This is a genomic window from Acinetobacter sp. YH12040, from assembly GCF_013420005.1.
In the GTDB taxonomy this organism is placed as follows: Bacteria; Pseudomonadota; Gammaproteobacteria; order Pseudomonadales; family Moraxellaceae; genus Acinetobacter; species Acinetobacter amyesii.
The window spans coordinates 95,375-110,275 of record NZ_VOZB01000008.1; the positions used below are offsets into that span (position 1 = coordinate 95,375).

Genomic DNA, 14,901 nt, shown 5'->3' on the forward strand with positions numbered 1-14,901 from the left:
TACAGCGTCTGTAAAGACGATTCCGCAAATGTGAAAAGCTTGCTATGGTGACGTTCAATATAAGATTGAGTCACGAGTATGCAAATTTCAGATCAAATTGTCTTGGTTACAGGAGGCGCACGTGGCCTCGGTTTGGCAATTAGCCAAACTTTAATAGCTGAAGGCGCACGCGTGGTCGTGAACTATCTATCCAGTCAAACTGCGGCAGAACAGTTGGCGACCGCATTTCCTCAGCAAGTGTTTACCTATCAAGCTGATGTCACAGATAAAGCTCAAGTAGAACAGCTCTTTGCCGCAGCAGAAGCACATTTTGGTACCGCGATCACCTCTGTCGTAAATAATGCCCTCATCCATTTTCAATTTAATGGCGATGCCCGTCCTAAAATGGAAGAACTGACTGCACAGCACTTACAGCAACAGTTTGATGGCGCAGTCGTCGCTGCACTCAACACCACTCAAGCGGCGCTTCCCAAGATGAAAGCACAGGTTTTTGGTCGCATTGTGAATATTGGTACCAACCTGGTACAAAACCCTGTCGTGCCTTACCACGACTACACTGCAGCAAAGGCAGCACTTTTGGCCTTCACTCGCACAGCGGCGCATGAGCTGGGTGAGTTTGGGATTAACATCAATATGCTTTCAGGTGGCTTATTACAAAGCACCGATGCCAGTAAAGCGACGCCCGATGCCGTGTTTGATTTAATCGCAGCATCGACACCTTTACGCACAGTGACCACACCTGAAGAATTTGCGGCGGCCATCATGATGTTCTTGTCCCCTTACTCACGTGCAGTCACCGGGCAGAATTTGATTGTCGATGGCGGTTTAGTCAAAGGTTAAGTCTGATGCAGCATGAGGTTGAACTTTCTCTTTCAATTCAGCTTCATGCTAAACTGAACCCTATTTTTAATCTTTGATTTAGCCCTATGAGTCAAAAGCCAACATATCAACCCGGAAAATTCCAATGGTCTTTCTTACTTCCTCAGTACTGGGGAATATGGATAGGGATTGTATTTCTTATGATTTTGGCGATTCTTCCGTGGGCAATTCAGTATCGCCTTGGGCAATTCCTCGGTTCTGTCGCATTTAACAATCTTAAGTCACGTCGTAAAACCACGATTCGCAACTTGGAAGTTTGCTTTCCTGAATGGACGTCAGAACAAGTTGAAGCCAATGCACGACAGGTTTTTATCGACCAAATGATTGGTATTTTTGAAACTTTAAATGCATGGTACAGCCCGCAGTGGTTCAAAAATCGGGTGCAAATTGAAGGCTTAGAGCATATTCAAAATGCACAAGCTGAAGGCAAAGGTATTTTGCTCCTCGGCACACATTCTACCCTGCTCGATGCAGGTGGCTATTTATGCGCACAGTTTTTTGAGCCGGATGTGGTTTATCGTCCGCAAAATAATCCGCTGTTGGATATGTTGATTGTGCGTTGCCGTGCCACCATCTATGCCAACCAAATCGACCATGACGATATGCGTGGCTTGATTCGCAATCTGAAAAATGGCCATGCCATTTGGTACAGTCCCGATCAAGACTTTGGTTTAAAACAAGGGGTCATGGCACCATTTTTTGGTACTCCAGCAGCCACTGTTACTGCACATCGTCGCTTATTAAAAATTGCTAAAGCCGAGGCGATCCCGTTGTATTTTTATCGCGATGGCGACATCAGCAACCCTCAATATCATGTGCTGATTGAACCTGCTTTGGATAATTTTCCGAGTGACGATGAAGTTTCGGATGCTGTTCGAACCAATAAAATTATTGAAAATCAGCTACGAATCGCACCGACACAATACATGTGGTTCCATCGCCGCTTTAAAACCCGCCCACAAGGCTATGACAAAATCTATTGAGTTCAACTCAGCACATAAAAAAGAGAAATGCTATGAAAGTAATGCAGCTTTTACCTGAATTGAACAGTGGTGGTGTCGAGCGAGGAACCTTAGAAATAGCTCGTGCTTTAGTGACCGCCGGTCATGAGTCCTTAGTGGTTTCAAATGGTGGCCGTATGGTGACTCAATTGGAAGCCGAAGGCTCAACTCATCTCACACTCGCAATCCATAAAAAAGCCTTATCAAGCTTATGGCAAATTCGTCCTCTACGTAAACTGATTGAGCAACATCAACCAGACATCGTGCATGTGCGCTCACGTGTCCCTGCATGGCTCACGCATTTTGCCCTCAAAGGGATTCCTGCAAACAAACGACCTCACCTGATTTCAACTGTACATGGTTTTTATTCGATTAATCGCTATAGTCAAATCATGACGCAGGCTGAAAAAGTTATTGCGGTCTCGGATAGTGTTGTCAAATACATCACGGACAACTACAAAAACTGTCCTACTAAGGACATTGTGCGTATTTATCGTGGCATTGACCCTGCGGCTTTTCCACATGGCTATCAACCCTCAGCACAGTGGCTCAATCAAACCCTAAAAGATTTCCCTGAACTAGAAAATAAGCGTCTGATTTGCTTACCAGGCCGTATCACCCGTTTGAAAGGTCATGAAACCCTGATCCATTTAATGGAACAGCTACAAACACAGTATCCCGACGTACATGCGGTAGTGGTCGGTGGTGCAGATCCGAAAAAAGCGGCTTATTTACAAGAAATGCAAGACAGTATTGCGGCTAAAGGGCTGAGTGATCGGATTACTTTTGTCGGTCATCGTTCAGATATCCGTGAATGGTTAGCTTTTAGCGATTTGGTTTTGTCTTTGTCGAGCCAAGCGGAAACCTTTGGACGGACAGTACTTGAAGCACTGTCTGTAGGTACACCTGTAATCGGTTGGAACCGTGGTGGCGTAGCTGAAATTTTATCGAATGTCTATCCGCAAGGTTTAGTCACTGTCGATGATGAAACACAATTACTCGACACCTTAAAGTTGCATTTAGACCAACCACAACACGTGCAGCCTATCAGCATGTTTAGTTTAAAAGAGATGTGTGATCAGACTTTGGAGTTGTATACGCAAGTGGTCTCTCAGCATTCAGCTTGATTGACTACACGCCATTGATCCTTACTGCTCAGGATGAAGCTCGGGAAATATTTTTAATTCGGCAACTCGATTATCATCTAAAAAGGATATTGTGAAATGCACAATATCCTTTTTTATCATGAATGACTCAATGGTGATTCAACCCTTCCATACACGGTATCGGGCCATCAACCAAAGGATCATTGGCAGTAACAAGACATTCAAAATATGTTGCAAACTTTGCCCTATACGCCAATAGCCTCTATCTAAAATATCATGCCGTGCATTAAACAATTCCAACCCCACTGCAACGACCACAACCGTCCAAATCGCATAATGTGATTTCAATTGGCGGTGATGGCAAAAGGCCACAAAAAAGAACAGGATTAAGCCAAGGTAAATGGAAAGTGCATCGGTGGATAAGTGTGTAATCTGCAATATTTTTTGGTGCCATTCGGACAGCATAGAACGTCTCATACCTATATTTTTATTAGAAATTCATCGTTTTTTTTCTTGGCACACTGTATAAAGAAATTGATCAAAAGAAAAGCAAAAAATTCTATATCACAAAAGCAAAACCCGAGTTCTGCATCCTGCAAAACTCGGGTCTATGAGGTTGTGCTTTCACAAGTATTCTTTTTATTTTTTATTGGCTTTCCTTTCCTGCATCCGTTCCGTGATGCTTCCATCGGCTTCGTCTTCCTTAGTGGGATGTTCCGTTCCCAGTTCCATGTGCCGATGAACAAAGAATAAGTCAATACACTTGACCTGACCATTCGTCAGAAGCCGAAAGCTGTGTAAGCTATTTCTTACACTTTTCTCTTAAATCAAACAAAATCAAGGTGCCTTCGTACCATCCTTATAATCATGGGCGATTTCATCGGTCACAATCTTCTCCTCTTTCTCAGCTTTTTCTATACCCTCCTGAATTGCCTCTTGCGCTTCTTGTTCATCTTCATCTGTTTGCTCTAATTCTTCTTGGATTTGCTCAAATACCCTGCCTGTTTGCAGCACCACATAGACTGGAAAATGGTCTGAACCGATATTGGGCAAGCGTTCCATGTGTACCAATGCAAAATCTGTACTATGAAAAATATGGTCGAGCGACCAACGCAGCAGTGGATAATTGGCATGAAAGGTATTTACGAAATGCCGTCCAACACGTGGGTCTAAAAGCCCACTGATTCGTTGAAAGAGTCGTGTAGTACGTGACCATGCCACATCATTCAGGTCCCCCATAACGATGCAACTTTCATCTAAATCTTTAATCTGATCGCCCACAATCAGCAATTCTGCATCGCGTAAAGTTGAATCTTTGGCTTCTGTTGGACTTGGCGGTTTGGGATGTAAACAATACAGTTGAACCTGATTTCCTGATGCTAAGGTGACTCGGGTATGGATCGAAGGAATTTCATCACTGAGAATAAATTTGACTTCAGTTTCACTAAGTTCTAACTTGCTATACAAATGCATCCCATACAAATTATCCAAAGGTACGGGTACGCGATAAGGATAATCAGCTTCAATCACTGCCAATTCATTTTGCCAAGTTTGATCGGTTTCTAGCGTGAGTACTAAGTCAGGTTGATGCTTTTGTATTTGTGCCAATAATAAGTGATATTGAGTATTCGGCGTAAGTACATTTGAGACAATGATTGAAATTTGTTTCTGTTTGTCTAACTGGTCTGATCGAACTTTTTTGACTTGTTTTTTCCAAAGGAAGGTATAAGGCAAAACCATTTTTAATTGATATGCCAAGGCGGCAATCAACCCAATTAAAATGATTTCACGCGCCAAGTCCCATTCAGCATTCCATAAAATTAAGCCCATGAAGGCAAATATACCCAAAGCCAAGATTTGCAGGCGCGGAAAATCTGCACCACGAAACCACCATTCATCTCGTGGGATCAGTGACCAAAATGTCAACCAAATGACGAAGCCCGCCAGTATTTCAATCCAAATCATTACGCCTCCCTTATATTCTTTATTTTTTATTGATTCATAAATTTATATCAGTTTTGCATGTAACATAAACAAGATATATTGCACAATATTATTGGTGTTTTCATTATGTAGCGCTTGCAGTTATGCGCCCTTTTGGTACACTCGAACCCCCTTTTTATTTTTTTAACGCACCGAGGCAAAGTGACATGAAAGTAGGTCTGGTCGGTTGGCGCGGGATGGTTGGTTCCGTCCTTATGCAACGTATGGTTGAAGAAAACGATTTCGCTCATTTCGAACCGTTTTACTTTTCTACCAGTAATGCAGGTGGTGAAGCCCCTGCGTTTGGTGGTAAGACTGCCCCAGCACTTATGGATGCAACGGACATTGATAGTCTGAAGCAAATGGATGTCATTATCACCTGCCAAGGTGGCGATTATACGACTGAAGTTTTCCCTAAGCTTAAAGCTGAAAACTGGAATGGTTACTGGATCGATGCTGCATCGACTTTACGTATGGACGATGAAGCAATCATCGTACTTGACCCAGTAAACATGAATGTAATCAAAGACGGCTTAGTCAAAGGCACAAAAACATTCGTGGGCGGTAACTGTACCGTTTCATTAATGTTAATGGGTTTAGGCGGTCTATTCCAAAATAATTTAGTGGAATGGGCAACTTCAATGACTTATCAAGCGGCATCTGGTGCAGGCGCGCAAAACATGCGTGAACTGATTTCAGGTATGGGCTACTTGTACAACAATACCAAAGATTTGCTAGATGACCCACGTTCTCCAATTTTAGATATCGACTCTAAAATTGCAGCCCTACAACGCGGTGAAGGTTTCCCATCTGCGAACTTCGGTGTGCCTTTAGCAGGTTCTCTCATTCCTTATATCGACAAACAGCTTGAAAGCGGTCAGTCGAAAGAAGAATGGAAAGGTCAAGTTGAAACCAACAAGATCTTAGGCAACCAGCAAATCGTTCCAATCGATGGACACTGTGTCCGTATTGGTGCAATGCGTTGTCACTCACAAGCATTGACTTTAAAACTTCGTAAAGATGTTCCACTGGATGAAATCGAAGATATCATCGCAAGTGCCAACGATTGGTCTAAAGTGGTTCCAAATACGCGTGAAGCTTCAATGACTGATCTGACTCCTGTTGCTGTAACTGGCACCTTGTCTGTTCCAGTTGGTCGTCTCCGTAAGCTCAACATGGGTAAAGAATACCTAGGCGCATTCACTGTGGGTGACCAATTGCTTTGGGGTGCTGCTGAACCTTTACGCCGTATGCTAAGAATTCTCATTGATTATAAAACTGCTTAAGCATTTTTAAGTCTATGAACAGGAAGCCGATCACAATTGATCGGCTTTTTTATGTAACTGTCGTGTAAATATTTTACAATTCTTTGACAACTCGCTAATCTATAATTTTCGCCATGCGACATATATTCGAGCTAAAGATTAAGATGACCGTATATAACAAATTAAAGATCGCCATTTTAGCCGTTATTGCATCTCAAAACATTCAAGCGATCAGCATTGATCCTGTACAAGTCCAGTCAGCACCCGGGGAATTGCTGTACGCTGAGATTCATTTTCGCCACTCAAACACATCTGTGCCGCTCAATGCAAGTTTAGCCACGGCAGAGGATTTGTTGAGTATGGGTACAGGGCATCAACCACCGGGACATTTAAACTTCTTTACGCGTCGTGATGGTGCAGGCAACGGGGTAATTACCATTACCTCTTCGCGTCCAGTAACCGATGCAGAACTTAATTTTATTGTCAATATTAAAGAAGGGAATGCTTCACGCCTGCAACAAATTCGCACACCATTAAAACGCAATCCAGCGCCGTCGAATGCGAATCAAACACGTGCCAATGAGCGTGCTTTAGCACCTGTCGTGATTGTAAATGAAAAAGATATTGCCTTAAATTTACCTGTCAGCACACTGTATACCGCAAAAGCACCCGTAGCTGCAGAACAACCCTTATTACTCAGTACCAAAGCACCTCCACAGTTAGCACAATTAGCAACGTCAACGCCTGTTGCGATTGAACCTGTCACGCATGTACAAAATTATAGTGTTACGCCTGCGGAGCAACATAGCGGAAGTACTTCATCAGGTGCTGAAACATCAATTTCGCAAGTTACAAAAACCAATTCGACCGGCTCTGTCAGTTCAGAAATGCAAGCCACACAAACTGCAACAGCATCAACTGCAAGGTCTCAAGACCCATTGGCACAAAAATTTGCTGCGGAGCAGGCAGCACAAAAACGTGAAAATCCAACAACGACAACTCAAACAGCATCTACACCAAAACCAACAAGTACTGCAGCTGCATCAACAGCAACACCTGCGGCAAAATATGTGGTTCGCTCAAATGAAAGCCTTTGGGGGATTGCCTCACGTATTGCGACAGAACAAAACCGCCCTGTCTCTGAAGTCATGCAACAGATTAAAAACAGCAACGAACATGCATTCATTCAGGGCGACGTAAACCGTCTGCGCCGTGGTGCGGCATTAAATCTGCATGGTATGCAGCAAGCAAAACAGCCTGTAAAAGTCTCTGCGGCAGAACTTGCCAAAGTGCCTTCGAAGCAGTCAGGCAAAACCAAATACCGTTTGAATCAAGCTGAAATGAGTCTGGTTGCAGAAAAAGCGCAAGATTCGGCACAATCTTCTGCCAACAGTGCGGCAGAAAAGAATAAAACTTCGAAAGAGTTGTCATTAAAAGTTATGACATCTCGTGAAAAAACCGTTAAATTACAGAGAAACGTAACTCAATTAGAATTGGCGCTAAATCAAAAGGATCACAGAATTCAATTATTAAATGCTCGTCTTGCTCAACTGCAACAACAGTTGAAAGCTCAACAAGCAGATAAAAGAAGCCAATAAACTAAAACGTTACCAATCAAGATTTTATAGAGATGAGTGCAACTTTATATCGCTCTATCTCCAAGGGGTTAAAACATGCTGATTTATGTGATTCCATTAGTGATCTTAGTGATCGTATTGGTTTTTTTAAACAAACGCCAAAAAGATCAAGAATCAGATAAAGCCAAACCAACATCCACTAAAACCAAGAAAACGGGTGTTTCAGCTAAAGCGACTCCGAAGAAAACTCAAGTGGTTGAAAACAGTGTCATTGAAAAAAAATCAATGACACCATTAACGACAGAAGCTCGTGGCAAAATTGAAAAATTAATTGCAGAACGTAATTTCTTTTCTGCTGAAGCGCAAATCAATCAATCGTTAAAACGTGACAACTCACAACATGAGTTATACCTATATCTATTAGATATTCACATTTTACAAAAAGACGAATTTGCCATCAGCCAATTGCTGAGCCATATTCGTTCACTTGAACTCGATGAAATTTTAGAACAAGCTGAAGCAAAAAAAGTAGAGTTTGACAATTCACATGTTGATGAAGATATTGCGATTCATCATTCTTCTACATCATCAACTCCTAAAATTACAAACAATACCTCAGATTTTGATGCGCTCATGAATTCAGCGCCAACTAAACCAATCTCTGAAGAACAAAAGCCTCTAGAGTTTAATTTCACCACTGAAACGCCTGCAAAAGCAGACATTTCTACCCCAGTTGAAAGTGCTCCTGCTGAAAAAATACAGCCGCTTGAATTTGACACGCTTTCAATTTCACCAGAACCCGCACTTGAAGCAACACCGAAAACCGAAGAGATTGCTCAGCCATCTCCTGCCGTTGAAGAAATCAAACCGATTGATTTTGTAATGGACTTTGCCCCAGGCACTGAAGCTGCGGCTGAAACCAAAACAGAAACTGTAGAAGAAAAAATCGAGCCTTTAGATTTTTCATTTACAACAGAAAAACCAGCTGTAGAAGAAAACAAAGTTGAAGCTCCAACCTTAAACTTTGACTTAGGTGCTTTTGAAACAGCAAAAACAGAAGAAGCGGTTGTTGCTCCTGCAACAGAGTTTAACTTAGAGTCTACACCTGAAGAAAAACCTCCCGCACTTGCTTCAAGTGGTGTGAGTTTTGACATTAGCGGTTTAGGCACACCGTCAACCCCATCTGCTACAGACCAAAACGATCCATTGGTTAAATCTTTCCCTGAACTGGTTGAAGTCAATGAAATTGAATTGAATCTTGAATTGGCAGCGCAATACATCAAACTAGGTGCTTATGACGCTGCACGTGAAATTTTAACTGAAAAAGAGGCTGAGTTTTCTTCAGCTCAGCGTCAACAAGTAGATCAGTTACTGAATCAAATCGCATCTTAAGCAAAAGCGATTTAAACTAAAGCAGTCTTTCAAGGCTGCTTTTTTTATGATGAAAAAAATTGCTCTTATTTATATGGGTGGTACCTTCGGTTGTATCGGTGAACCTTTAAGCCCCATGCCAGCGAATGCGTTTTTACCTAAATTACAGCATGTGCTGCCACTACACCTAAACATTGAATGTTTTGTTGCACCTGTCATTCGTGACAGTAGTGCTTGTACTGCACCCGACTGGCTGGCACTGATCCAACAAATTCAAAGTTTACAATTACAACAATTTCAGCATTTCGTAATTATTCATGGCACAGACACGCTTAGCTATGCCAGCGCAGTACTTGCACACTTTATGGCACAGTCTGCTCATATCGTGCTTACAGGCAGCCAATATCCGCTGTTTAATGTGGTTGGTGACAACACCCGTGAATTTACCGATGCCATCGACAATTTAAATTTTGCATTGGAATCGGTACATCAATCGAGTGTTGGGGTTTATTTGGCCTTTCATCATCAACTGATGCATGCTCAATCCGCATTAAAAGTACATACAACCGATCTGAAAGCCTTTGATGGGCTGCCAGCCACACAGCCACTTTCAATGCTGACATCGCCGTATATTGTTCAAGCCAATGATTTAGACAAAGCAGCTCATTTCAATTGCCTGAATTGGATGTGGCAACCGATAGCAACTGATCTACACAGTCAAAATTTAGCCGCCCTGCTTACACACACGCCAGATGTTTTAATTCTGCAAGGTTTTGGCACAGGCAATATTGCCGTTGATGCTGAGTTACTCAATGTATTAAAGGCTATACAACAAAAAAATTGCAAAATTATTTTAAGTACACAGGTTGTTCATGGGGGTATAGATCAACGCTATGCTGTGAGTGACTGGGTCAAAGACAGTGGAATATTACTAAGCAATTGTTTGGGTCATGCAGATCTTTATGCCAAATGTTTGAAAATGTATTTACAATACGGCAGTGCCGCAGACTGGACTGCGCATTGGAACGATTAAGTCATTTGAGGTAACTATGCAACGTTTTGCGATTGGGATTGAGTTTTGTGGCACGCAATACAAGGGCTGGCAAACTCAGCAACCGGGCGTACCAAGCGTGCAAGAAACCATTGAAACCATCCTCAGCAAAGTAGCCAATGAGCCGATCATGTTGCATGGCGCTGGCCGAACAGATGCCGGCGTCCATGCAACCAATATGGTGGCACATTTCGATACTCAGGCGATTCGCCCCATTCGCGGATGGTTAATGGGCAGCAATAGCCAATTACCCCGTGATATCTCCATCCAATGGATTAAGGAAATGGATCAGGACTTCCATGCCCGCTTTAAAGCGCAAGCACGTCGTTATCGCTATGTGGTCTATAACAATCCACAACGTCCAGCTTTATTACATAAGCAAGTGACCCATGTTTATGCCAAGCTAGATGTGCTGAAAATGCAACGTGCTGCGGCCAAATTTGAAGGCACTCATAATTTCGAAAGCTTCCGTGCCGCAGCGTGTCAGTCCAATCAGCCCGTTCGTCATGTCAGCCATTGCCGTCTGATCCAACACGGATGTTACTTGGTCCTAGATATTCAGGCGGATGGTTTTTTACATCACATGGTGCGTAACATCATGGGCTGTTTATTGGAAATTGGGCAAGGTATGTATGACATTGACCATATTGACGATATTTTTGCTGCTGAAGACCGAAAAGCAGCAGGTGTCACCGCACCACCCGATGGACTATATTTTATCCACGCAGACTATCCAGCTCAGTTTGAACTTCCTCAAGTTCCGCTGGGACCACATTGGTTAAATATGCCTGAATAAACAATCCATCCCAACCTCTCTTTCATAGAGGGAGGTGTTTCATTTTCTCAATTATTGCTAAGCTTTAAAATGAAACTTCCCCCCTTTCAAAAGGGGGATTCTGTTTAGGGAAGGATTTTATCGAAGATCAACCTTAACGCTGCTTCCGCTTACGGTATTCCACGGGCGTTTCATTGGTCCAGCGTTTAAATGCACGATAGAACGTACTTGGTTCAGAAAAACCCGTTAAGTACACAATGCGCTCCACACTTTCATTGGTATTGGCCAATAATTTTTTAGCCAAACGACAGCGATAGTCTGACAAAATTTGCTGAAAACTGGTATTGGCTTCTGACAATTGAGTCCGTAAACGACGCGGGGTAATGTTGAGCTGCGCAGCGACCGTTTCGAGTGTGGTTTCACCGCTTTCAAGCGTTGAACCAATAGCACGGCGAACTTCACCGACCAAATCATAACGCGCCAACTCCTGAAGTTTTTCAATCGCCAACTGCTCATGCAATTGTAATAACTCAGGTTCTGCCTGCCACAATTGATACTCTAAAATAGCCGGATCAAAATACAATCGGGTTTCTTTCTGCCCTAAGCTCACAGGGCATTCATAAACACGGAAATACTCATCATCTGGCGCGCCCTGACTAAAGTTAAAGTCGATATAAATCGGCTGAAAACGCCCTTCAGTAATAAACTTAAAGAAACGCAAAACACCGGACATCGCGCATTCAGAAAAATGACGATTCACGATATTTTCTGCCCAAGGCTGATGACCATTGGTCAAATAGCAGCGGTCATCTTCAATCACCAATTGCGCATGAAAGGCATCGCTAATTAGGCGTTGATAGGCCAAAGCCCGCTTTAAACCTTCACCGAAATTCTCAGATGAAATAAATAAGTGTTCAATCACCTGCCCTCGATATAAAGGCAAATGCTCTCCCAGATGCAAACCAATATCAGGATCCTTACTGACTTCTTCTGCAGCCACCCAGAATGCAAATTGTGCATTCAATGGGGTACGGTCATTGGTTTCAACCTGATTTAATGCCACACCCGCTTTTGTTAAAATTTCTTCTGTTGGCAATCCGGCACGACGAATCGCTTGATACCCTAAACGCAACACAACAGATGCATCAGTTAGCTGACCCACTCCAGAACCTTCCTTGTATGTACTTCATTTATACCTAAAAAGATTGATTTTAGATTAACTGCGATTGACCAAACTGACAACTGTTACTGCACATTTTTTGTTGAAAATATTTAACTGAATTGTTCGCTTATTTTACTGACAGTCGATCAGTTCAAAGCCTTTTACGGCTTGTATTCTGAAAAAAAATTGACTATAATTTGCGCCTTGCTAATTTATTCATTCAGGTAGGCTATGGCCAATAAAGAGGAACTCATCGAGTTCGAAGGCGTTGTCACCGAGACGCTTCCTAATACTATGTTCCGTGTACGTTTAGAAAACGGTCATGAAGTGATTGCTCACATCTCTGGCAAAATGCGTAAACACTATATCCGTATTTTGACTGGCGACAGTGTTAAAGTAGAAATGACACCTTATGATTTGACTAAGGGTCGTATCACTTACCGTGCGCGCTAAGTTTTAGCGAAGCGAAAAAGCCACTTTATAAGTGGCTTTTTTTGTATTTATTTCAATACAATGATAAAAATTGACTGCAAATTTGCTTTCCTTTACAGTCTAAAAACATAAAAATTCGATTATAAAATTCAAAATATAAGGACATAAAATCATATGAAACATCTAGGATTAGTCGGTGCTATCTTTTGTGTTGCTTGCGCCACGACAGGCCAAAAGCAACTCAATCAATCCCTACAACACTATATTGGACAGCCAGCTGATCAAGTTCGTAAAGAGCTCAACTTGAGTCAATTGGGCTATAAAGTGATGGGAGCACCCGTACAAAGCAATGAAAAACTCAGCTATACCATTTTACGCTCGATGCCAATCCCGATTGGTACACCAAATATCGGCACCAGTATAGCCATGGGCGCCCCTATCCCAACGCCGTCTAAAGGTGGTGTCACTGTCGATATGGAATGTAAAATCGAGTTCAAATTACGCAATCAAATAGTGGAATCTATTAACTATGTTGGTAAAGCTTGTTGATCCTGCATGAGAATCCTAGAGGCTAATCTTGCTCGGATGACCGTGTATCAAATGACTACAGTGTTATACAGACCGATCTGACTAAACTGAATTTATTTCGTGAGGAACTGGCCCATGGAATTTATTTTAGAACATCAGGTTTACAAAGATCAGCGTTTTATTCGTCCGATATTGAGCATGGGATGCGTTCTAAGCATTGTATGGTTGGCTGGCTGTAGCACGACATCAACGATATCCTCCGTTGAACGTGAACGCTATTTAGCCTCATTTATTGGTCAATCGAGCCAAACGATTCAAGCAGAACTTAATCTCAGCAAACTTGGCTATCAAAGAACCTCTCCCGTAGAGGTCAGTTCTGACTACCTCCGTTATCGTGTCGCACGCCCGATCAGTATTCCTTTACCGATGGCTGAAAATCCCGCAATGGGCATGGGCAGCGGCGCTGCTGTGCCGATTCCCAGTGGAAATACACGCTATGAGGTTGAGTTAAACTGCCTTATTCAATTTCGCTTAAAGCATAATATTGCAACTGATGTCCGATTAACTGGTCGCACCTGTTAGCGCATCAATTCTAAGATTGATAATTTCTAGGCACAAAAAAACGCAGCATAAACGCTGCGTTTTTTGATTCGCCATTAGTTCAATGCAGAAACTACAGCTTGACCCATTTCTACAGTACCGACTTGAGTACTGCCTTCTGACATGATGTCACCTGTACGTAAGCCTTGATCTAAGACATTACCTACAGCATCTTCAATTGCTTTTGCCGCCGCTTCTTCACGGAAGGTATAGCGCAGCATCATAGCAACAGACAGAATTGTTGCTAATGGGTTCGCAATGTTTTGACCTGCGATGTCTGGTGCTGAACCGTGGCAAGGTTCATACATACCTTTACCATTTTCATCTAAAGAAGCCGATGGCAGCATGCCGATAGAACCGGTTAACATCGCCGCTTCATCAGACAAGATATCGCCGAACAAGTTACCAGTTACGATCACATCAAACTGTTTTGGCGCACGGACCAATTGCATTGCAGCATTGTCGACGTACATATGAGACAAGTTAATTTCAGGATACTGCTCTTCTTTTAACGCAGTTACGGTTTGTTTCCAAAGCTCAGTCACTTCTAGCACGTTGGCTTTATCCACTGAACATACCTTACCACCACGTAAGTTCGCCATTTCAAAAGCAACTTTGGCAATACGCTTGATTTCAGATTCAGCATATACGTCAGTATTGAAACCTTGTTTTTCGCCGTTTTCGAGTTCACGAATACCACGTGGTTGACCGAAATAGATCCCGCCAGTTAACTCACGTACGATCAAAATATCCAAACCTGCTACGATTTCAGGTTTTAAGCTCGACGCATCTGCAAGCTGCGGATAAAGAATTGCTGGACGTAAATTGGCAAATAAATTTAATTCTGAACGAATTTTTAATAGGCCACGTTCTGGACGAATTGAACGCTCAATGGTATCCCACTTAGGACCACCCACTGCACCCAATAAAATCGCATCAGCAGTCTTCGCTTGTGCTGCTGTTACATCTGGATAAGGTGAACCGTGCGCATCGATCGCTGCACCACCTAAAAGACCTTGTTCCCAAGTCAAACCTAAGTTGAATTTCTCGTTTACACGTGTCAGCACTTGTTCAGCCGCTTTCACGATTTCAGGACCAATACCATCACCTGGTAAAATCAAAATATGTTTTGACATGAGTCTTTCCATTTATACGCTGGCTTGATTACCAG

At 42.6% G+C, this 14,901-nt stretch carries 15 protein-coding genes; 11 read left to right on the plus strand and 4 right to left on the minus strand.

From position 1 onward, the window contains the following. The first annotated feature begins 78 nt into the window (after nucleotides 1-78). The 3 genes from FTT99_RS10700 (at nucleotide 79) to FTT99_RS10710 (ending at nucleotide 3,007) form a co-directional block, all read left to right on the plus strand. The gene (locus FTT99_RS10700; RefSeq protein WP_180131688.1) at nucleotides 79-840 is read left to right on the plus strand and encodes a 3-oxoacyl-ACP reductase; all 762 of its coding nucleotides are present in this window, start codon (nucleotides 79-81) and stop codon (nucleotides 838-840) included. 86 nt (nucleotides 841-926) lie between these two features. After that, on the plus strand, nucleotides 927-1,862 hold the full coding sequence (gene lpxL / locus FTT99_RS10705; RefSeq protein ID WP_180131690.1) for an LpxL/LpxP family Kdo(2)-lipid IV(A) lauroyl/palmitoleoyl acyltransferase: 936 nt from the start codon (nucleotides 927-929) through the stop codon (nucleotides 1,860-1,862). A 32-nt stretch (nucleotides 1,863-1,894) separates the two neighbouring features. After that, complete coding sequence (locus FTT99_RS10710; RefSeq protein ID WP_180010178.1) at nucleotides 1,895-3,007, plus strand: glycosyltransferase family 4 protein; 1,113 nt, start codon at nucleotides 1,895-1,897, stop codon at nucleotides 3,005-3,007. Between the two features lie 138 nt (nucleotides 3,008-3,145). Here the strand turns inward: FTT99_RS10710 and FTT99_RS10715 are convergent, their stop codons facing one another. Then, the gene (locus FTT99_RS10715; RefSeq protein ID WP_257226790.1) at nucleotides 3,146-3,451 is read right to left on the minus strand and encodes a hypothetical protein; all 306 of its coding nucleotides are present in this window, start codon (nucleotides 3,449-3,451) and stop codon (nucleotides 3,146-3,148) included. A 372-nt stretch (nucleotides 3,452-3,823) separates the two neighbouring features. Next, the gene (locus FTT99_RS10720) at nucleotides 3,824-4,951 is read right to left on the minus strand and encodes an endonuclease/exonuclease/phosphatase family protein (protein ID WP_180131693.1); all 1,128 of its coding nucleotides are present in this window, start codon (nucleotides 4,949-4,951) and stop codon (nucleotides 3,824-3,826) included. Nucleotides 4,952-5,136: 185 nt separating this feature from the next. On the opposite strand from FTT99_RS10720, the gene asd reads away from it, so the two are divergent. From asd to truA, 5 genes are all read left to right on the plus strand, one after another. Further along, nucleotides 5,137-6,255 carry an aspartate-semialdehyde dehydrogenase gene (gene asd / locus FTT99_RS10725; RefSeq protein WP_180131696.1) on the plus strand — a complete coding sequence of 373 codons (1,119 nt, stop codon included), beginning with the start codon at nucleotides 5,137-5,139 and terminating at the stop codon, nucleotides 6,253-6,255. A gap of 143 nt (nucleotides 6,256-6,398) precedes the next feature. Continuing rightward, the gene (locus FTT99_RS10730; protein ID WP_180131700.1) at nucleotides 6,399-7,832 is read left to right on the plus strand and encodes a hypothetical protein; all 1,434 of its coding nucleotides are present in this window, start codon (nucleotides 6,399-6,401) and stop codon (nucleotides 7,830-7,832) included. A 75-nt stretch (nucleotides 7,833-7,907) separates the two neighbouring features. Further along, a complete protein-coding gene (locus FTT99_RS10735) occupies nucleotides 7,908-9,203 on the plus strand; it encodes a fimbrial protein FimV (RefSeq protein WP_180131703.1) in 1,296 nt (431 codons plus the stop codon). 49 nt (nucleotides 9,204-9,252) lie between these two features. Further along, the gene (locus tag FTT99_RS10740) at nucleotides 9,253-10,215 is read left to right on the plus strand and encodes an asparaginase domain-containing protein (protein ID WP_180131729.1); all 963 of its coding nucleotides are present in this window, start codon (nucleotides 9,253-9,255) and stop codon (nucleotides 10,213-10,215) included. A gap of 16 nt (nucleotides 10,216-10,231) precedes the next feature. Beyond that, a complete protein-coding gene (gene truA / locus FTT99_RS10745; protein WP_180131706.1) occupies nucleotides 10,232-11,029 on the plus strand; it encodes a tRNA pseudouridine(38-40) synthase TruA in 798 nt (265 codons plus the stop codon). A 133-nt stretch (nucleotides 11,030-11,162) separates the two neighbouring features. Here the strand turns inward: truA and FTT99_RS10750 are convergent, their stop codons facing one another. Further along, a complete protein-coding gene (locus FTT99_RS10750; protein WP_078189717.1) occupies nucleotides 11,163-12,170 on the minus strand; it encodes an AraC family transcriptional regulator in 1,008 nt (335 codons plus the stop codon). Between the two features lie 231 nt (nucleotides 12,171-12,401). On the opposite strand from FTT99_RS10750, the gene infA reads away from it, so the two are divergent. The 3 genes from infA (at nucleotide 12,402) to FTT99_RS10765 (ending at nucleotide 13,712) form a co-directional block, all read left to right on the plus strand. Continuing rightward, nucleotides 12,402-12,623 carry a translation initiation factor IF-1 gene (infA, locus tag FTT99_RS10755; protein ID WP_001284370.1) on the plus strand — a complete coding sequence of 74 codons (222 nt, stop codon included), beginning with the start codon at nucleotides 12,402-12,404 and terminating at the stop codon, nucleotides 12,621-12,623. Between the two features lie 153 nt (nucleotides 12,624-12,776). Then, nucleotides 12,777-13,151: a hypothetical protein gene (locus FTT99_RS10760; RefSeq protein ID WP_180113566.1), complete on the plus strand. Its 375-nt coding sequence runs from the start codon at nucleotides 12,777-12,779 to the stop codon at nucleotides 13,149-13,151. A gap of 114 nt (nucleotides 13,152-13,265) precedes the next feature. Beyond that, nucleotides 13,266-13,712 (plus strand): hypothetical protein, encoded by a 447-nt coding sequence (locus FTT99_RS10765; RefSeq protein WP_373684593.1) that lies wholly within the window; start codon nucleotides 13,266-13,268, stop codon nucleotides 13,710-13,712. Nucleotides 13,713-13,786: 74 nt separating this feature from the next. On the opposite strand, the gene leuB is transcribed toward FTT99_RS10765, so the two are convergent. Then, the gene (leuB, locus tag FTT99_RS10770; protein ID WP_078189719.1) at nucleotides 13,787-14,866 is read right to left on the minus strand and encodes a 3-isopropylmalate dehydrogenase; all 1,080 of its coding nucleotides are present in this window, start codon (nucleotides 14,864-14,866) and stop codon (nucleotides 13,787-13,789) included. Nucleotides 14,867-14,901: the final 35 nt, after the last annotated feature.